The sequence below is a fragment of the Pseudoalteromonas prydzensis genome (genome assembly GCF_011050055.1).
In the GTDB taxonomy this organism is placed as follows: Bacteria; Pseudomonadota; Gammaproteobacteria; order Enterobacterales; family Alteromonadaceae; genus Pseudoalteromonas; species Pseudoalteromonas prydzensis_A.
This window is the reverse complement of sequence record NZ_DRGM01000209.1, coordinates 1-18,470: the sequence shown is the minus strand read 5'-3', so window position 1 is coordinate 18,470 and position 18,470 is coordinate 1. Positions and strand designations below refer to the sequence as shown.

17 protein-coding genes are annotated in these 18,470 nt (G+C 40.3%); 8 read left to right on the top strand and 9 right to left on the bottom strand.

Annotated elements, in window-relative coordinates; translation table 11 throughout:
* Positions 1 to 144 precede the first annotated feature (144 nt).
* The 3 genes from ENH88_RS21325 to ENH88_RS21315 all read left to right on the top strand — a co-directional run bounded on the left by ENH88_RS21325 (position 145) and on the right by ENH88_RS21315 (position 4,747).
* The gene (locus tag ENH88_RS21325) at positions 145 to 513 is read left to right on the top strand and encodes a DUF5522 domain-containing protein (RefSeq protein ID WP_304185418.1); all 369 of its coding nucleotides are present in this window, start codon (positions 145 to 147) and stop codon (positions 511 to 513) included.
* 218 nt (positions 514 to 731) lie between these two features.
* A complete protein-coding gene (locus ENH88_RS21320) occupies positions 732 to 3,170 on the top strand; it encodes a TonB-dependent receptor (protein WP_304185416.1) in 2,439 nt (812 codons plus the stop codon).
* A 59-nt stretch (positions 3,171 to 3,229) separates the two neighbouring features.
* Positions 3,230 to 4,747: a tetratricopeptide repeat-containing sulfotransferase family protein gene (locus ENH88_RS21315; protein WP_304185415.1), complete on the top strand. Its 1,518-nt coding sequence runs from the start codon at positions 3,230 to 3,232 to the stop codon at positions 4,745 to 4,747.
* On the opposite strand, the gene ENH88_RS21310 is transcribed toward ENH88_RS21315, so the two are convergent.
* On the bottom strand, positions 4,744 to 5,598 hold the full coding sequence (locus ENH88_RS21310) for a sulfurtransferase (RefSeq protein WP_304185412.1): 855 nt from the start codon (positions 5,596 to 5,598) through the stop codon (positions 4,744 to 4,746). The genes ENH88_RS21315 and ENH88_RS21310 overlap by 4 nt on opposite strands.
* On the bottom strand, positions 5,531 to 6,766 hold the full coding sequence (locus ENH88_RS21305) for a capsular biosynthesis protein (protein WP_304185410.1): 1,236 nt from the start codon (positions 6,764 to 6,766) through the stop codon (positions 5,531 to 5,533). The genes ENH88_RS21310 and ENH88_RS21305 overlap by 68 nt, the downstream gene beginning before the upstream one ends.
* Before the next feature lie 223 nt (positions 6,767 to 6,989).
* On the opposite strand from ENH88_RS21305, the gene ENH88_RS21300 reads away from it, so the two are divergent.
* Entirely contained in the window at positions 6,990 to 8,006 is a 1,017-nt protein-coding gene (locus tag ENH88_RS21300) for a CDP-glycerol glycerophosphotransferase family protein (protein ID WP_304185408.1), read from the top strand.
* 36 nt (positions 8,007 to 8,042) lie between these two features.
* Here ENH88_RS21300 and ENH88_RS21295 read toward each other — a convergent pair whose 3' ends face one another.
* Positions 8,043 to 8,444: an adenylyltransferase/cytidyltransferase family protein gene (locus tag ENH88_RS21295; protein ID WP_304185407.1), complete on the bottom strand. Its 402-nt coding sequence runs from the start codon at positions 8,442 to 8,444 to the stop codon at positions 8,043 to 8,045.
* A gap of 235 nt (positions 8,445 to 8,679) precedes the next feature.
* On the opposite strand from ENH88_RS21295, the gene ENH88_RS21290 reads away from it, so the two are divergent.
* Positions 8,680 to 9,432, top strand: a complete 753-nt coding sequence (locus ENH88_RS21290; RefSeq protein WP_304185405.1) for a glycosyltransferase family 25 protein — start codon at positions 8,680 to 8,682, stop codon at positions 9,430 to 9,432.
* Between the two features lie 71 nt (positions 9,433 to 9,503).
* On the opposite strand, the gene ENH88_RS21285 is transcribed toward ENH88_RS21290, so the two are convergent.
* The 5 genes from ENH88_RS21285 to ENH88_RS21265 all read right to left on the bottom strand — a co-directional run bounded on the left by ENH88_RS21285 (position 9,504) and on the right by ENH88_RS21265 (position 14,977).
* A complete protein-coding gene (locus tag ENH88_RS21285) occupies positions 9,504 to 9,890 on the bottom strand; it encodes a group I truncated hemoglobin (protein WP_414704876.1) in 387 nt (128 codons plus the stop codon).
* A gap of 32 nt (positions 9,891 to 9,922) precedes the next feature.
* Positions 9,923 to 10,756, bottom strand: coding sequence for a DUF3034 family protein (locus ENH88_RS21280; protein ID WP_304185403.1), 834 nt, complete (start codon positions 10,754 to 10,756; stop codon positions 9,923 to 9,925).
* Entirely contained in the window at positions 10,743 to 13,055 is a 2,313-nt protein-coding gene (locus ENH88_RS21275) for an EAL domain-containing protein (RefSeq protein ID WP_304185402.1), read from the bottom strand. Before ENH88_RS21275 ends, ENH88_RS21280 begins: the two co-directional genes overlap by 14 nt.
* A complete protein-coding gene (locus tag ENH88_RS21270) occupies positions 13,045 to 13,707 on the bottom strand; it encodes a methylamine utilization protein (protein ID WP_414704874.1) in 663 nt (220 codons plus the stop codon). The genes ENH88_RS21275 and ENH88_RS21270 overlap by 11 nt, the downstream gene beginning before the upstream one ends.
* A gap of 163 nt (positions 13,708 to 13,870) precedes the next feature.
* A complete protein-coding gene (locus ENH88_RS21265; RefSeq protein WP_304185399.1) occupies positions 13,871 to 14,977 on the bottom strand; it encodes a phosphoribosylaminoimidazolesuccinocarboxamide synthase in 1,107 nt (368 codons plus the stop codon).
* A 184-nt stretch (positions 14,978 to 15,161) separates the two neighbouring features.
* Here ENH88_RS21265 and ENH88_RS21260 point away from each other — a divergent pair, with 184 nt between their 5' ends.
* From ENH88_RS21260 to ENH88_RS21250, 3 genes are read left to right on the top strand one after another with little or no spacing between them, the layout of a single operon-like run.
* Complete coding sequence (locus ENH88_RS21260) at positions 15,162 to 15,851, top strand: ABC transporter ATP-binding protein (RefSeq protein ID WP_304185419.1); 690 nt, start codon at positions 15,162 to 15,164, stop codon at positions 15,849 to 15,851.
* On the top strand, positions 15,848 to 17,104 hold the full coding sequence (locus ENH88_RS21255) for an ABC transporter permease (RefSeq protein ID WP_304185397.1): 1,257 nt from the start codon (positions 15,848 to 15,850) through the stop codon (positions 17,102 to 17,104). The genes ENH88_RS21260 and ENH88_RS21255 overlap by 4 nt, the downstream gene beginning before the upstream one ends.
* Positions 17,105 to 17,114: 10 nt before the next feature.
* Positions 17,115 to 17,615, top strand: coding sequence for a DUF3299 domain-containing protein (locus ENH88_RS21250; protein WP_304185394.1), 501 nt, complete (start codon positions 17,115 to 17,117; stop codon positions 17,613 to 17,615).
* A 51-nt stretch (positions 17,616 to 17,666) separates the two neighbouring features.
* Here the strand turns inward: ENH88_RS21250 and mutM are convergent, their stop codons facing one another.
* A complete protein-coding gene (mutM, locus tag ENH88_RS21245) occupies positions 17,667 to 18,434 on the bottom strand; it encodes a bifunctional DNA-formamidopyrimidine glycosylase/DNA-(apurinic or apyrimidinic site) lyase (protein WP_414704875.1) in 768 nt (255 codons plus the stop codon).
* Positions 18,435 to 18,470 lie beyond the last annotated feature (36 nt).

Sequence of the window (18,470 nt, the reverse complement as noted above, 5' to 3'; positions counted from 1 at the left end):
GCTCATCACTCGTTGATGAAACGATGATACTTATGGCCTCGTCTTTGTGTTTACCAAAAGTGACGAATTATGCTAACGCTTGTGCTCTGTTCATAGTTGGTTATCTGTTATTCTATGGATTATTAAAAATTAAACGTATCTCGAATGACTACTTTAGCCTGCTCGCAATGCCAAGCGACTCTTAACTGCAATGTTGATGATATCAATGCCTGTTGGTGCAATGAGCTGCCTGCTATTTTACCGCTTGATAGCACAACCACCAGCTGTTTATGTCGAAAGTGTACCTTGGCTAAAATCAATCAATTTCTAAATGTCCTCTATCAACAACCACTTAAAAACCAGCTTAGTTTTGCAGCCTCTTTTTCTAACCATAATCCCCTAATAGAAAACCTCGATTATACAATGCAGGGGAGCTATATGGTGTTCTCTCGTTGGTTCTTTTTAAAGCGTGGCACATGTTGTAAAAACAATTGTAAAAACTGCCCGTTTAGAACACGCAAAATTAACAATTAACACAAAACAGCAAGAAAACCATAAAGAGAAAAAATTTCATGCAAATATTTATATGCAATAAAAACGCTTTAACGCACTAAAAAACGTTTTTTGATGAATACTTTATCTATATAATTGCATATTAATTTTCGTACCCTTTCAGTCATCTTGTTTATCTTTTTATAACATGTTTTCTTATTAGCAAACGACAACCAGATAAACAAAAAACAGGATAATCAATGAAACAGTTCAAGCCTAGTATTATCGCTTGCGCAATAGCCGCCCAATTTTTTACTGCTGATCATGCTGTTGCAGCTGATCAGCAAGTTATAACCGAGAAAGCAATTGAAACAATTCAGATAACTGCGACCCGTCGAGCAGGTTCAGTGCAAGAGGCACCACTTAACATCACCGCCCTTGATGGGGATGTGATCAAAGATCAAAACATTGCTGATCTTGAAGATGTGGCACGTTGGGTGCCAGGTTTAACTATTTCTGATCAAGGTGGCCGTGAAGGTTCACCAATTATTGTCCGTGGCTTAAATACCAATACTTCAGATCGTATTTCTGATGGTGGCACAGTTGCCACTTACGTGGGTGAGATTCCACTTAATATTGATTTACGTTTAACAGACGTAGATCGTGTTGAAGTATTGATTGGCCCACAAGGTACATTGTACGGAGCGGGCACATTAGGTGGTGCTATTCGTTACCTATTAAAACAACCAGAGCTTGATGTTATCGAAGGGCAAGTCACTGGTGATGTGTTTAGCTTAAACGAAAGTGACGGCACTGGCGGTGAGTTTGGTTTAGTATTTAATACGCCGTTAATTGACGATGTATTGGCAATCCGTGCTAGCGTCAATTACTACACCAACCCAGGTTATATCGATTATAACTACGTAGTGCAAAACCCAGGCGTATCAAACCCAAATCCGGACTTTACCAACCCACAAGATGTCAACGCTAACTTACGCAGTGTCAGTGACGTAAATGATGAACAAATTACTACAGGGCGTGTGTCACTGCGTTGGCAAGCCAGCGAAGCTATCGATGCAACGCTAAATTATTTTTATCAAAAACAAGAAAATGGCGGTAACTCTACATCGCAATATAATTCATTAAGTGACAGCAGCGGCCTACAGGGGATGGTTGGCCAGTATGAAAATGCCGCGCGGATACTTGAGCCAGGTGAAGAAGAAAACGACTTATTAAGCTTAGAGATCAAAGCGGATCTAGGCTTTGCAGAATTAGTATCTGCCTCTGGTTGGTCAAGCTATGAGCAATCAGGGCAACGTGACCAAACTGACCTGCTTTACGATATATATTCAGGCTACGCTGAATTTCCAGCATTTGTAGCGCAAACACGAGACACCTCTAAACGCGATAATTTCACCCAAGAAATTCGTTTAGTCTCAACTACAGACAGCGATTTTAACTGGATTGTCGGCGCCTATTATAACAAACTGGAAAGTGACTCAGACGACCGTGAATACACGCCCGGATATACAGATTTTGGGGGGGATATTCCCAATATAGAAAAAGACCTTGAGTATATTTTGATCAGCAATACTAATACCACAGAAAAGGCACTCTTTGGTGAGATCAGTTATAGCTTTACTGAGCAGTTGGAGGTGACTCTTGGTGCTAGAGTTTATAAGTACGATATTTCATCTGATATTGGTTCAGCCACACCACTTTATGTTGAAGATGAAAACTACATTTCATCGCTGGATAAAATTGAATTCTCGAATATAAAAACCAATGATAGCGGTAGCCTGTTTAAGTTTAACGCAAACTACACTTTTGATTCTGGTGTGCTTGCTTATTTTACCGTAAGTGAAGGCTTCAGAATTGGCGGTGACAATGGCATTCCCCTTTGCCCAGATGTGCTGCCTGAACAACAAGTTATTTGTACATTGCCAAATGAGCAAGATTATAAACCAGATACCACAGTAAACTATGAACTTGGTTTTAAATCGAGCTGGTTTAAAAACCGCTTACACTTTAACGCGGCATTGTTTAATGTTGATTGGAAGGATGCGCAAGTTGGTTCTTCAACAGTTAATGGTCAGGAGCTTATAACTTCGAACGCCGGTTCAGCTAATTCAAAAGGTGTGGAAGTTTCATCTCGCGCCATAATTGCCGATAACTGGACGGCTTACGCTACCTACGCTTATGCCAAAGCTGAGCTAACTGAAAATGTACCGATTCTATTTGGTGAATTAGATGAAACGTATGCACAGTATCAAGCATACTACGATGGTGCTGACGGCGACCGCTTACCAGGCGCGCCTGAGCATCAGTTTTCATTCGGCCTGCGTTATGAGCAAGATGTACTCGATGATAAGTTACTGAGCATTAACTACGGTATGACCGCGCAAAGTGATGTGATCACTAAAGTTGGCTTAAAAGCCGATGGTGAAACACTTGCAGGCTATGCATTGAGTAATTTATCAGCCAAGCTAACCGGTGATATGTGGTCGGCAACCATTTACGTTGATAACTTATTCGATAAGTACGCCTTTACCTCGGTACGCCGCGATAAATCATGGGCAGGTATGGCTAAATATGAAGAGCTCAATAAAGAACTGCCTGAGCTGCAACGTGTGTATGGTCACTACACCACTACACCGCGCACTATCGGTATGAAGTTTACCTATAACTTTGAACTGTAAACAATATGAGTTTATAAAAAGCCTTGGCGTTTTACGCCAAGGCTTTTATGCTTATAGCCATGCTGACATCGACACAAAAACACCTGCAACAACAAATTGAACTTGCTATTAATCATGGCAAGCTTAACGACGCGCATTTATTACTGGTCAGTAATATCAAACGCGCCTCAGATGATCACTTTAGTTATTTTTTACTCGCGCAAGTAAATGTTGCAGCAAACGATATTAGCAAAGCAAATAAACTCTTAAGCAAAGCGATTAGTATTGTACCTCTACCTTTATATTTTGCTCACTCAGCCAAACTCGCCGTACTCAATGGGCAGTTGTTAGATGCGCAGCAACATATAACTGAAGCAATAAAATACCTACAGTATGAAGCGATTGAATGCGATGTAATTGCTAATGTATTAACTCGCCTAGGACATTATCAACTCGCGCTAGAGTGGCAATTACGTGCTCACCAACATGCCCCTACAAACCCGCAGATCAGTTATAACTTAGCAGTGGCCTATAAAATAATGGGGCAATTTAGTGATGCTATACTGCTACTACAAACACTTATTAAACAGCACCCGCAGCATTTTCAAGCTCACTACTCGTTAGCCGAACTTAACGATGTTAAGCAAGCTAAAGCACATTTACCACAGCTTTTAGAGTTAACCAAATACGCTAAAACGCCGATGCAGCAACAATTTTTGCACCATGCGATTGCACTCAATTACGAACACTGCGCTGATTATAAGCAAGCTTTTGCGCACTTTAGTGCTAGTAAGCAGCCTATTTGTTTGCATGTTAAATACAATGCGCAGGCACATAGTGAATTTTGCCAACAGCTTATCGCATTAAGCCACGATTATAAGCCAGACATAAGCCGCAGCGATTTTGCTCCGCTATTTATTGTTGGTATGCCGCGCTCAGGCACAACCTTGCTAGAAAAAATAATAAATCAAGCAACAACGGTGCAAGGTGTGGGTGAACTTAATGATATTGCCCAGCTCTGCCAAGGTGCTAATGCTCAGGTATTAAATAGCGACGTACTCAATAATGCATACAAAAATGCTCAGTTAATCGCGCAGTTGAGCCAGTATAAACAGCGAATTAATCAACTAGTAGCACCGCAGCTACGCAGCTGCGACAAACAACCATTCAATTTTTATTATATCGATTTTATTCTAACGGCGTTCCCAAGTGCTAAAATTATTTGTATGCAGCGCGCTCGAAAAGACAGCTGTATTGCCAATTATCGCCAACTATATAGCCCAGCCAGTGCTTTTCATCATTACAGTTATAACCTGCCAGATATAGACCACTTCTATCAAGATTACTGTAAGCTGATCAATCACTTTGCAGCTAAATATCCAAATAATGTGATGATCATGCAATACGAAACACTTGTTTCAGAGCCGCTGCTAAGCACGCAACAGCTCTATGATTTTTGTGATTTGCCTTGGCAAGCTCAGTGCCTGGATTTTCATAAGCAACATTCTCCATCTGCAACGGCAAGTAAAGTACAAGTACGCCAGCCTCTCAATAACAAAGCCATTGATTACTGGCAGCACTATGGGTTTGCGTTTTAACGCGCAGGACAAGGACCCGTTTCGATAGGTAACTCATCACGACCGCCCCACTCACTCCATGAGCCGTCGTAAACGTGCAGATTTTCATACCCACATTCATCAGCAAATAACGCCAAAATGCAGGCGGTAACGCCGGAGCCACAGCTAAATTGTAAGCTCGTTTGAGAGTTTGCTTGGTCGCCAAGTACAGCGTCAAATGCAGCTTTGATAACGGTTAATGGTTTTGCTTCGCCATCATCCAATAGCTCAATAAACGGCAAAGCACGGCTATTAGGAATATGGCCGCTGCGCATCCCAGCTCTCGGCTCTGGCATTTCACCTAAATAACGCTGATAACCCCGCGCATCAAGCAGTACGGTGTGCTCATCATCTATGCCCTGAAAGACTGCAGCAGCATCAATAAAGTAACCAACTCGCGGTTTGGCAACAAAGTTACCTTTATGATGATGGCGGCTATATTCAATTTGTGTTAAATAACCCAGCGACTGCCACTTCGCAAGGCCGCCACTGAGTACTTTGACATTATCAAAACCCATAGCTTTAAACATCCACCAACCTCTGGCGGCACTAAATAACCCTTGGTCTTCGTAAATGATAACTAAGGAATCTTTATCAACACCCATTAACTGCATCTGCTGAGTAAACTGCTCCGCACTACACATGCTATGCGGCAGCGGATTGTCTTGATCGGCTAATTGCTTTTTAAAGTCAAAACGTAATGCATTAGGTAACTTAGCTTGCGGTTTATACTCTCCCAGCTTACCTGGGCGCACCATACCGGCATCAAAAATAATCAGTTTGGGGTCGTTTAAGTGCTCGTTCAACCACTGGCAAGTTACGATGTTTTTCATTGTTATCCTTTACTTCATTAATTTGCTGAGAAAAAACATCTAATCCTAATAAACGTTTTTCAACAGCATCAGCATGTTCTTTTGAGCAATCTTGCCACCTTCCTTGAACACTGTAAACATGCTTTATATAACTGAAAAACTGATTTCTAAGTTGAGTATTGAATTGCCAACCTTGACTCATTTGCGATATCTGTTCACTTAACTCCTCACTATTGCGCGCATGTAAAACTAATTCATCGATGTTATAACAAGCCTGCCCTAATGTAATAACACGGCGCCCTAACAATAACGCCTCTAACCCGACCGTAGAATTAATCGTGATCACGCCCTGTGCGTTTGCTATTAAATCAGCCGTCACATTGCCGTTAGCAAATACTGCCTGAGGGTGCTTTTTATATAAATGAGAATAGTGTTTATGCCAAGAGGGATGTTCTTTAAATACCACTTTTAACTCTGAATCATTTAATTTTTCTACCGCGGTCATTACTTCTGTAAACAACATTTCCATCGAATTAATCCAGGGCGAATAACAAACTAATTGCGTATCATGGGGAACCTGAAACGGCACAAAAATATACCGAGCCGGTAGTTTGCTTTGTACAAATGCTTTGCGTTTTTTATGATTGACCCTAGCCGTTAACTCCGATGTTTTAAATAGTGCTGTTTGCGATGATTCAAAATCAAGGTAAAAACGTTTCTCGCGCTTAATTGAAGATGCATAGTTAACACCGTTGGGATCCAAACACGTTGTATTAGGTAGCAAGCCATTCTCATAATAAATGACTTTAATCCCTAGCTTTTCAGCTGCTTTCACGACTGTAATGTTAGGCAGTTTATGTCCATTCCAGATAACTAAATGAGTTGCCTTTTCCTGCGTAAGTAGTGCTAAATATTTAGCATAACGACAACGCTCAACCACGTTTATCAAAAGGGAGTAAGCTAATATTAACAAGTAGCTATGCCAAATAGCATGTTTGGCTTGTTTGCGTTTTAACTGGGTTGCAATAATACCCTCAAAGGACACTTTAAATGCCTCGGGTAAATATTTTAATGCACTGAGTATTGGCTTACCAAAAATATGCAAACTTGCATTCAGGCTTAGTTGAGCAATTAGCTTTTGATAATATCTAGCATGTATATTACGACGAGAGACAAAGAGGAAATGCATAGTAATATTACACCTATTTAACACCTTAGGTAGCAATATTAAGCCATCATCATGACTAATTTATGAACGCTCCAGCAACAATGCTTGTTAGCTTAATTAGTACATTATTTTGTTTTAGTATAATAAAACTGTATTATAGGTAACTAATTCTGGTAAATAGAGTCTTTACCAATGCCTTCGAAATATATTTTATTACCAATTTAAAGTCGAAAAGTGACTTATCATGCCTAAACATTATTTATTCTATGTAGAACAACCCTATAGCTTTGCTATTTTACGCCCTATTCAAGCTGCGCTCAACGCGAGAGGGGATAAAGCTTGCTGGTTTATTACAAAAAAAAGCGGTATTACCAACAGCCTGCTAGAGGGCGAGCAACAACTTCATACTATTGAAGATGTTAAAGACTTTAACCCTTGTGCCGTATTCGTGCCTGGCAATGTTGTTCCTGATTTTTTCCCAGGCGTAAAAGTACAAGTGTTTCATGGCTTAGAATATAAGAAAAAAGGTCATTTTGCGATTCGAGGTTTTTTTGATTTGTACTGTACTCATGGCCCTCTTACAACAGAACCATTTACACGGTTAGCAGAAAAACACGGTTATTTTAGAGTGATAGAAACTGGCTGGCCAAAACTCGACCCTTATTTTGATTACCAAAAACAACAAAATATAAAGCCCGTTATTTTATATGCGCCAACATTTTCGCCAAATTTATCTTCGCTAGAAATCTTATTTGAGCAAATAAAAACACTTGCAAGCAGTGGTGACTACGCTATTAAACTGAAGTTTCACCCAAAAACTAAACAGCAGTGGCAGCAATTATATCAACCACTTACAGAATTAGAACATTTTGAAATTTGCCAAAGTGATAATTTAATGCCTTTAATTCAACACGCGGACGTGGTTATTTCAGATACATCTAGTGCCGTTGATGAATCATTATTATTAGGCAAACCGGTGATCACTTTTAATAACGCTCAACCACAAGATGCTTTAATAAATATCACCAAACCGGAGCAATTAATTAACGCTTTAGAACAAGCGCTATCTTTGAGCGATGAGCAACAACTGAAAATTAATGAGTATATAACCCAAGTACATCCATTTACTGATGGAAATAGTGCTCAACGCGTACTGGCTGCAACCGCACACGTTATTGAAGCGGGAGTTATGCAAAAGCCACTTAATCTACTACGCAGATACAAAATCCGTAAAGCACTAAGCTATATGAAGTTAAAGTGATTAAATCGTGGGTTGGATAGACCCACCTTAAAATCCTTATTGAGATAATGGATTACGTACCACTTCAATAATTTCAGTGGTTGAAATTGAAGGGGTGCGAGTAAGGTATTTCACATCACACAAGCTTTTAAATTCATCAAAACGTCCAGCCCAGTCATCACCCATTACCAATAGTTGAGCTTTATGTTCAGTAATGTATTCACCTTTAAGCTCTAATGAGTGCTCAATAAACACCTCATCAACACAACGTAATGAACTGATAATTCTGACTCTATCGGCTTCACTGTAGACTGGATTGCGGCCTTTTTTTGACATATTAAGCGCATCTGAAGACACGCCGACAATCAGGTAATCACCTAAAGCTTTGGCACGCTCTAAAATATTGATGTGGCCAACATGGAAAATATCAAACGTTCCAAAAGTTATTACTCGTTTCATTTATTTTCCTCTAAATAGTTAGCAATTTGCCCAACAGATAAGCGATCCATTTTACCAGCGTGCGGTTTGAAAACACTAGCCCTATTTTCGATTCGACCTATTCGCTAAAGCAAAGATGTAAACTAGGGACCTAACATAAAAGCAACTCATTTAGTTAACAAAACAATTTTATTATCCCGAAAACCAATTTAAATGTTAGGATATTCTTACTGTAATTTTTTATAACTTCAAAATTATGTCTATTCCACTTTATATTATTAATATGCAAGGCTGTGAAGAGCGCTGGTATACAACTCAAACACGATTAAACAATATAGGCATGGAAGCTGAACGTTTTAACGCAACAGTAGGAAAACAACTTAACGAAACTGAACTGCAAACTTGGTATTGTCCAAGTAACAATAAAAAACACTATCATCGTGACTTAACACTAGGTGAGATTGGCTGCTATGTTAGCCATATGCGTATTTGGCAAAAAATGGTCGACGAAAATATCTCCGTTTGCGTGGTACTAGAAGATGACTTATTTATCCAGCCCCATTTAAACAATGTCATAACGGCTGCCCTCGAGTTACAACACTGGGATTTAATTAAACTCTCAGATAACCGTGATTTTCCATTCATCGATACGGCTACACTGCAAGACGGCTTAACTTTAGGTAATTATAAAAAAACCCCTAATGGCACACAAGGCTACATCATAAGTTTAGAAGGTGCGAAAAAGCTGTTAACTCGCAAGCCATTTTACCGCCCTGTTGATGTAGATATACAATTTCATGGTGAAGTTGGGCTACAGGTAGTAGGCATCAAACCATACCCTCTAGCAGAAGACAGAAACTTTGAAAGTGAGATTGTAAATGCCAATACAGGCACCCATTCTAATCGCAGTACATTTTTAAGAAATTTAAAACATAGAATTCGCATCTATTTGCAGCGAAGAGAAACAACTGCGGACCTAAAAAAAATAACGGCCGATAAAAGCCATTAAATATTTAAAAATTAGCTATGTTATATACCCAAGCCACCTTCCGTTGAGCATCAATTGGTGGCATTTGTTTGCTAAATCTTAATTATCTCAGATCTCAACGGTGCCATTTTCGCGAGTATTTTATTTTGTACTGGATGCTCAATATTTTGTTCATTCATTGCATTGATTAGTAAATCGACTACCTGGTTAAAGTCAGCTTCGCTGATATTCATGCCAGTGTGGATCTCAACCATACTATCGCGCGTGTATTTACAAGGACCATCAGTTAGCACACACAGGTGATTGATAAAGCCCTCGCGGAAATGGCTAATATTGGCATGTTCAAAGTAGTGAATAATCTGTTCATCATTACCGATTTGATTAATAAAACTGTCGACTAACCTTTCGAGCCCAGCTTGACCATCGAGCTGCTGGTACAAGGTTAAATTAGCTATATTCGAACAAGCACTTAGTACCATAGTAAAAATTATTATTGTTATAAATTTGAACATTACCAATACCCTGTTGCCGATAAGTACCAACCAGTTTGATCTTCAGCACCTGCAATGCGGCCTAGATCAAGGTATGCGGCGGTGATACTTATATATTTATTTGGCACCCAAGCAACAAACACATCTTGCCAATCTTGCTCACCCAACCCGAGATTATTTGATTTTTGTCGATATTCTATACCAACGGCAATTTCTCGAGTTAAGAAAATAGCCGTGCTGGCCTCAAATAACAGCGCTTCACTACTATTAGCGCCACCGTAGCCGAGTAAGCCGAGCTGATTTGCTTCACTATACCGCGTGGTTATATTCCAGAACCAGTTATAACCGGCAACGGCCCCTAAATGTAACTTACTCGCGGCTAGATAAATATCAGTACCAGAGGTATCTTCAGCGCCCACAAACGTAGCAACAGTGCCATCATCAAGAGACTTATGCTGTGCACCGAGTGTTAGCTGTGGCCAGTCACTGTACACAATATCACCATAGAGCCTCACCTTAACACCGCTGATTGCTTGCTCTATTTCCGTATCAAGTGCTGGCACAGCAAAGTTTTGCTGTGCATAACTGAGTTCAACCCGATTAAATAAGTTAACTTGGGCACCGCATACATCTAAGCTGTAATCAGTAACATTGGCACGACTACAAAAGCCATTAATAGAAAACTCATCTTCGCTAGCATAACCGGCAAGCTGTGCCCAAGGCACGATACCACCGCCACCACTGCCTTCTACTTGCGACACCCCAGGTGTTGCTAATAGCTTACCTTTTGATGCAAAGGTATCAAAAGCAGGTAATGCGATAACAGTTAACAATAATAATTTAAACTTGTTCATTATACTGCTCCAGCCATTGTTCAAACACATCCGCTTTGAGTGGCCGACTTAAGTAGTAACCTTGCACATGATCACACTGCATTTTTTGTAGCAACTCAAGCGAAGCCAATGTTTCAACCCCTTCTGCTACCACAGAGAAGCCTAGCTGATGGCCTAAGGTGATCGTTGATTCAACAATAAATTGATCTTTTTCAGATTCATCTAGTTTTAAAATAAAGCATTTATCGAGTTTCAGCTCATCAATCGGTAGCATTTTTAAACGACCCAAGGATGTTTGCCCAACCCCATAATCATCCAGCGAAATTTTTACGCCAATAGCTTTAAGGTTTTCCAGTGCTAGGATCCCTTTTTCTTCATTTTCAATCATATCGCGTTCGGTTAATTCAATAGTAATAAGCGCAGGGGCAACCGAAAACTGTTTTAAAGTGCGTATTAAATTTGCATGAAACTCTGGGTAAGCGATATCTTGAGCTGAAACATTAATAGCAGCTTGCATATAAATACCTTGCTGTTGCCAAAGCCCGACCTGCGCTATTACCGTTTTAACAACCCATCCAGTTAACTCAACAATTAAGCCAGATTGCTCTGCTAAATCAATAAATAGCTCTGGCGATACCCAGCTACCATCCTTGCGTTGCCAACGAATAAGCGATTCCACTTTATTGATTTGTTGTGTGGCAATATGTAGTTTAGGCTGATAGGTCATAAATAATTGACCATCATCATCATGAATCGCTTGTTTGAGCTCATCGATCATAATGAGTCTATCAAGATGAGCCTCGTCCTCACCAGGCAGATAATAATGAATATTTTCATGGGCACTTGCGGCGCTATCCACAGCAATTAAAACGCGACGCATTAAATCATCCGCTTGCAAGCCTTGTGAAGGATACTCCACTACACCAGCACTAAAGCGTAGGTTGATTTTAAGCTTTTGAATAGTATAACTCGCTTGTAACTGCGCCATTAACCCAACAATACCACTTTTAAGATTGCGCCCCGCACCACTGGGGAAAACGGTTAAAAATTCATCACCACCAATACGCGCATGTAAACCGCCAAACTCATCTGAAAACTCAGCAATCCGTAACGCCACAGCTTTTAAGCAATCATCACCAATACGAGGCCCTAGCTTATCGTTAATATGCCTAAGACCACGAATATCGATTGCCACTAAAGTGTATTCTTGGGTTTTTTTAAGGTTTTCATTCAACACTTCCAGCATTGCAGAACGATTATAAAAGCCAGTTAAAGAGTCATGTTTTGCTGCAAAGCTAATTTGTTGTTCACGCTCTTTAATATCATTACCCATGTTTTTAAAAGCATCTATCAATGTAGCTATTTCATTGCTTTGCTTTTTGCTCATCGCGTCAACACTGTAGTTTCCTCGGGCAAACTGCCGCGCTAAAGTCACTAATTGTGATAATGGCATGGTTAAGTTTTTGGCCAATAAACTACTGGTAATAACACCGATAAAAATCGTTAAAGACGCGAGAATGACTAACGTGTAAAACAGCCGCTCAAATTCACTGTAACTTTGTGTTAGATCAGCACTCAGTAATACATTAACGGGATGATCGTCAAGGGAAGGTAGGTGTACATCGCGATTGCGATATACCAGTTGTTCACCAAAAATTCGTTGCGTGGTTGTTTTATGAAAATATTCAGTCGGAATAAACGGCGTCGGGCGCTCTAACAAAGAGCTTTTAACCAAATTATCGCTGTTAGCAATAAAGCTTACATCCATACCGGTTAAGTTTTTTAGCTCAACCGCAACCTCATCATCAATTTTAAAGCCGACTAAACTGTGCGCGATAGTACGTGGGGCTTTAATAGGTAATAAAATAACCTGATATAGCTCATTATTTAGCACAACAAAGCTAGATTGCTCGGTATTGTTGAGCAACTCACTCATTAACGCTTGTAAATTATTATCAAAGTCTTGTTGTCGATTAGTTGATACCAACTTACCTGATAAGTCCAATAACAACATTAAATCAGCATTAATTCGCTGACTATGATTATACAATGCGCTACTAATCGTATTTGCATCCTTAGTGGCAACCGCTTGTTTAAAACCAAAATCAGCAGTCAATACTTTTGCAGCTGTGAGCAATAAACTTTCTTTCGACGCTAAGTACTGCTTATAGACATTTTCAGCCACATTAATATCTTGGGTGACCTTTTTTTCATTAAATTGACTAGTCGACCACCAGAAACTAAATAAGCTCATAACTGTAGTTAATAACACTAAGCCTACACATAAAATAGTTATGCGATTTTTTAAACTATTTGTCATTCCCACCCTTAAACTTGCTACCAAAAGTATTGCGTGGCTTAGGCTCAGTTGTTTGCAGTGTTACTTGTAAACTATGAGGTGCATTTACAGCTAACATTAAAGGCTGTTTTTCTTCGAGTGTGTTCTTTTGTAATGAGTGCCAAAGACTTAGCTTTACAGGTAGTGTTAGCCCATTTAGCGGCACATTTCCCAGTTCATCACTTTGATAAACATGAGAACTTTTAGCTACATAAATATACCCTAACATAGAATCATGGATATTACAGCCAAGCACTACGACCCCTTGATTCTCAAATGTGATCGGGCTTTCTGGTTGTCCCGAATAAAGTTTCAATTGAAATGGTTTAGCCTGAGAAAAAGAGTACACATGATGACGAATATTATCGCTATTTGGAAAGTTGACCTGCTGCCCCTGCTGAGCAATTAACAGTGTTGGTGAAAACTGCTTATCGACTTGATCCATGATCAGTACTGGTAACTGTTGTGATGACTTATTACCACCTTCACTAACAAGTTCTACTACTGCATTTTTAAGTGGCTGCCCATGTTGATCAACGATATTGAGCGTAACGTCTTGTGCAAAGGCTACATATGAACACGCCATTGTTAAAAGAGTCACAATGCTTTGGGTTGCCATTTTTTGCAACTTCATTTAGTCATCCTCGGTAGGGCGAACACTAACCTATGAGTATCGCTAATTAATCTTAGGTTAAGTTAATTAGAGACTGACTCCAAATGCAAGAATAAAAGCCCAGTTACACTAAATAATAGGAAAACTTAAGGCTTTTAAACAACAGCAAGCAAATAACTAATGACTAAAGCTTGGAAATCAAACCATATTGTTGATCCAAAATAGTTATAACCTCTGCGCGAGGATCTGTTGGAATAGCGATATCGTAGCCAACTATTTTACTGGCAATGCCAACATAGGTTTCTGACACTGATAACATAACTGATTCAGGCAGTATGTAATCTTTAGCAAGTTGCTCTCGCTCAGGCATACGGTCTTTATTCAGTAATACATCGCTATCAGGTACATTACTAATTAATAATTGGCGGAACCCCTCTTTAGAGTTCTCAACAATTTTTCCATCACGATACGCAGCACCATCCCAAATGCGCGATGAATCAGGCGTACCGACTTCATCGATGTAGATAAGTTTATCTGTACCAGATATATCTTCTACATAGCCAAACTCAAACTTTGTATCGACGAAGATTTGATCCAATTTAGCCAGCTCAGCGCTAATTAAGGTAAAACCTTCAACAAGAAGTTTTTCGTATTGCGTAACATCATCTTCAGACTTAAAGTTAAACACAGTTAAGTTATTAGTGATATTGTCACGAGTAATATTTACATCATCCACAGCAGGAATATCTGCAACGCCAGTAATAATACCTTTCGTTGATGGCGTAATTAACACATCATCTAACTGCTGATTAGCGGTTAAGCCTTCAGGTAATTCTAAACCACAAAAATTACGAACGCCTTTGCTGTAATCACGCCACATGCTGCCAGTTATATACTGACGAGCAATTGCTTCTACTTTTACGGTACTGGCTTTACGAACAATCCATACATACGGATGTGGAATATCAACAATATGATTGCCCGCCAGACCTGCTTGATCAAATAGCTTAAACCAATGCGATGCAACAGTATTTAACGCAATACCTTTGCCTGGTACACCATTTAGGCCATTTTCACCTTGCCAAATACAATCAAAGGCAGAGATACGATCGGAAATTACCATAATAGCCAGCTCAGTACCTTTAGGTACTTGATAGCCTTTTTCGCTGATCAAACGTGCGCTGTCTTCGTCTGTTAACCAATAAACTGAACGTACTTTGCCACTGTGAACGGGGCCCTTAGTGCGTATTGGTAAGTCATCGTTTACGTCTAAAACTTTATAGCTAGTCATGCTATCTCCGGGTGTATGGCATGCCCATTACAGGCACAGGTATGGAATTGGGGTTATAAGCCGCTAATAATAATCGAGACCGAAGGAAATCACAATTAAAGCACTATGTGATTTAACGCAGTTTAGTTGGTATTTTGTTATGTACGTTATAAGATAACATCAAAATCCAGCAGTAGTTTATGTGATGATTAATATAAAGCAGCTAAGTTTTAAATGGCAAAAACAACAAGCCAAACCCACTTTAGCAATTGCATCCCTTGGGATTGCTAAGGGTGAACATGTATTTTTACATGGCCCCAGCGGCTGCGGTAAGTCCACGTTCTTATCATTGCTTGCGGGGATAAATCGGCCAACATCGGGTAGTTTAAATATTTTTGGCTGTGAACTAAGCAAGCTAACTAACAGTAAGCGTGATGCTTTTCGTGCTGATCATATTGGCTATATTTTTCAAAACTTTAATTTATTGCCCTATTTATCGCCGATTGAAAACGTGACATTAGGTTGCCAATTTTCAAAACAGCGGCAAAAAAAAGCACTCGTAAATAGTATTACTCTCAACAAAGAAGCGGCACGGCTATTAAATGCACTTGGCTTAGACGAGCAATTACACCAGCAAAATGTGGCTAGCTTAAGCATAGGCCAACAACAACGGGTTGCGGCGGCACGGGCTTTTATTGGCAGCCCTGAGCTTATCATCGCCGATGAACCAACCTCAGCCCTTGATACACGTAACCGCCAAGCATTTATTACGCTACTGTTCGAGCAAGCTCAAGCCGCTAACAGCACCCTCGTCTTTGTAAGTCACGATGAAAGCTTACAACCCTTGTTTAACCGTAACATTGATTTAATCGCGTTACAGGAGCAAGTTTCATGATCCTAATAAAACTTGCTATAAGCAGCCTATATAACCGCCGCGCTAGTGCATTCTTAACCCTATTCACTATTGCTATCAGTGTCATGCTGCTATTAAGTATTGAGCGTGTGCGGGTTGATGCCAAAAGTAGTTTTAGTAATACTATTTCTGGTACTGATCTAATTGTTGGCGCTCGCACAGGCGATATACAGTTGCTATTATCGTCTGTGTTTCGTATTGGCCACGCTAATAACGCAGTGAGTTGGCAAAGCTATCAATATATAAAACAGCAACGCGGCGTCAAATGGACCATTCCGCTGTCATTAGGAGATAGCCATAAAGGCCAAGCAGTACTTGGTACTTCCGCTGACTATTTCCAGCATTATAAATTTGCTAAAAAACAATCTCTTAGCTTTAGCCAAGGCCGCCCTTTCCGCCATTTAAATGAGGTAGTACTAGGTGCTCAAGTCGCGGCGAACTTAGGCTATAGCCTTGGCGATAGCATTGTTATTTCTCACGGTATGGGTAATACCAGTTTTCACCATCATGATGACAACCCTTTTACTGTGGTCGGCATTTTAAACGCTACAGGCACACCTGTTGATAAAACCTTGCATATTCCTTTAGCTGCCATTGAACAAATCCACAATACTAACCACACCAGCCATGAACATGAACATGAACATGAACATGAACAGCATGATGACTTAATTGGCGAACCAAAACAGATCACCGCATTTTTAGTTGGTTTTGATTCACCACTTTATACTCTGCAAGTAAGGCGCAACATTAATCAATACAAACCTGAAGCGTTGCTTGCCATCATGCCAGGCGTCACTTTGCGTGAGTTGTGGGAAATGCTCACCATTGTTGAAAAAATCTTACTGTTGTTTTCTATGGTGGTGGTACTGGTCAGTCTACTTGGCATGCTCACTACTTTATTAGCGAGCCTCAATCAGCGTCGTCGCGAATTAGCTATTTTACGCTCAGTCGGTGCAAGACCTTGGCACCTGTTCGCCTTGATCAGCATTGAATCATTACTCACAACATTTTGGGGTTGCCTAGTTGGTTGCGGGTTATTTTATTTACTCATGTCTCTCGCAGCAGGCTATTTACAAAGTCATGCAGGGATCACAATCACTATAGCAATGCTATCAAGCTATGAACTGATGCTGATCGGCGCTATTATGGCGGCCGGTTTTATCGTTGGTTTAATACCAGCTACCCGCGCCTATTTTTACTCACTGTCTGATGGCATGAGCATTAAAATTTAAGAGGAACACCATGCAGTACTTTCAAAAACTCACTGTAGTTTGCTTAGTTATTTTTAGTTTTGTTTTGAGCTTTAGTAGTTTTGCCAACGAACCCAAAGAAATTTTTTGGGAAGATTTAATCCCTAAAGGGCATGTGCAAATAGACACCCAAGATCAAGCCAGCCATGAAGGAACAGAACAAAACTGGGTGCAACCAGATTTAGATGCCCCAGTTGTTAAAGAGCTAAATGAGCAATCAGTCAGTTTACCGGGGTTTGTTGTACCACTTGAAGGTGACAGCGAAGTGATCACTGAGTTTTTACTGGTGCCGTACTTTGGTGCTTGTATCCATGTGCCGCCACCGCCACCAAATCAAATTGTTCACGTGACGATTAAAGGCGGCGTACCAATTGAAAGCCTATACGATGCCATCGTCGTTACAGGTATTATCAGCACCGAAACTTGGAGCGGTGACATAGCCCAAGTGGGTTATAAAATGACAGCCGTCGGTGTCGCACCATTTGAGCTGTAAATCAGATGTGTTGAGCTTATAGCTGCAAATGCAAGCTCAACATGCCTTAGATTATTTTTGGCACTGACTACAAAACACCGTACTGCGTTGCCCTAAACGAATTTCAGTTAATAGCTTTTTGCAACCTATACACGGCTCACCTTTGCGGCCGTACACTAAAAGTTGTTGAGCAAAGTAGCCTGGCTTGCCGTCACTTTGTGCAAAATCCTTTAGCGTTGTACCACCCTGGGTGATAGCCGCAGCGAGTGTCTCTTTAATAATTGGCACTAATTGCTGATAACGCGCAAGCGATACTTTACCAGCTTCGCGCTTTGGATGAATACCGGCTTTAAAAAGGGATTCATTGGCGTAAATATTACCCACCCCAACCACCACGGCGTTATCCATAATAAATTGTTTAACCGGCACCTTTTTGTTGCGCGACTGCTCGTATACTCGCTTCGCAGTAAATTCATCAGTAAGCGGTTCAGGGCCCAACTTACTCAATAAACTATGACACTCCCCAGGAGCTTGCCATAAACAACAGCCAAACCGGCGTGGATCATTTAGTCTCAGAGCTTTACCGTTGGCAAATATAAATTCGATATGATCATGTTTTTTTAATGGTTCGTCTTTATCAACAACCCGTAAATTACCCGACATCCCCAAATGTAAAATGACACTGCCCAGCACACACTCCAGTAGCAAATATTTTGCCCTACGCTCAACAGCTAACACAGGTAAGTTAGCCGAATGGGGATCACCCCACATATTTTGCAGCAAACCGTCACTAAGGTGAATATTCATAACCCGAGTATGCGTTGGCCTGTGCCTGATGATGTGTACAAAATCGCTAACTTACCTGTGTTAGCTGTT

Excerpts from the sequence above, each read along its gene's own strand:
- ENH88_RS21255 (WP_304185397.1), top strand. The coding sequence starts at position 15,848 with ATGATCCTAATAAAACTTGCTATAAGCAGCCTATATAACCGCCGCGCT.
- ENH88_RS21260 (WP_304185419.1), top strand. The coding sequence starts at position 15,162 with ATGATTAATATAAAGCAGCTAAGTTTTAAATGGCAAAAACAACAAGCC.
- ENH88_RS21325 (WP_304185418.1), top strand. The coding sequence starts at position 145 with ATGACTACTTTAGCCTGCTCGCAATGCCAAGCGACTCTTAACTGCAAT.
- ENH88_RS21265 (WP_304185399.1), bottom strand. The coding sequence starts at position 14,977 with ATGACTAGCTATAAAGTTTTAGACGTAAACGATGACTTACCAATACGC.
- ENH88_RS21305 (WP_304185410.1), bottom strand. The coding sequence starts at position 6,766 with ATGCATTTCCTCTTTGTCTCTCGTCGTAATATACATGCTAGATATTAT.
- ENH88_RS21295 (WP_304185407.1), bottom strand. The coding sequence starts at position 8,444 with ATGAAACGAGTAATAACTTTTGGAACGTTTGATATTTTCCATGTTGGC.
- ENH88_RS21275 (WP_304185402.1), bottom strand. The coding sequence starts at position 13,055 with ATGACAAATAGTTTAAAAAATCGCATAACTATTTTATGTGTAGGCTTA.
- ENH88_RS21315 (WP_304185415.1), top strand. The coding sequence starts at position 3,230 with ATGCTGACATCGACACAAAAACACCTGCAACAACAAATTGAACTTGCT.
- ENH88_RS21310 (WP_304185412.1), bottom strand. The coding sequence starts at position 5,598 with ATGAAAAACATCGTAACTTGCCAGTGGTTGAACGAGCACTTAAACGAC.
- ENH88_RS21300 (WP_304185408.1), top strand. The coding sequence starts at position 6,990 with ATGCCTAAACATTATTTATTCTATGTAGAACAACCCTATAGCTTTGCT.
- ENH88_RS21280 (WP_304185403.1), bottom strand. The coding sequence starts at position 10,756 with ATGAACAAGTTTAAATTATTATTGTTAACTGTTATCGCATTACCTGCT.
- ENH88_RS21270 (WP_414704874.1), bottom strand. The coding sequence starts at position 13,707 with ATGAAGTTGCAAAAAATGGCAACCCAAAGCATTGTGACTCTTTTAACA.
- ENH88_RS21285 (WP_414704876.1), bottom strand. The coding sequence starts at position 9,890 with ATGGTACTAAGTGCTTGTTCGAATATAGCTAATTTAACCTTGTACCAG.
- ENH88_RS21320 (WP_304185416.1), top strand. The coding sequence starts at position 732 with ATGAAACAGTTCAAGCCTAGTATTATCGCTTGCGCAATAGCCGCCCAA.
- ENH88_RS21250 (WP_304185394.1), top strand. The coding sequence starts at position 17,115 with ATGCAGTACTTTCAAAAACTCACTGTAGTTTGCTTAGTTATTTTTAGT.
- ENH88_RS21290 (WP_304185405.1), top strand. The coding sequence starts at position 8,680 with ATGTCTATTCCACTTTATATTATTAATATGCAAGGCTGTGAAGAGCGC.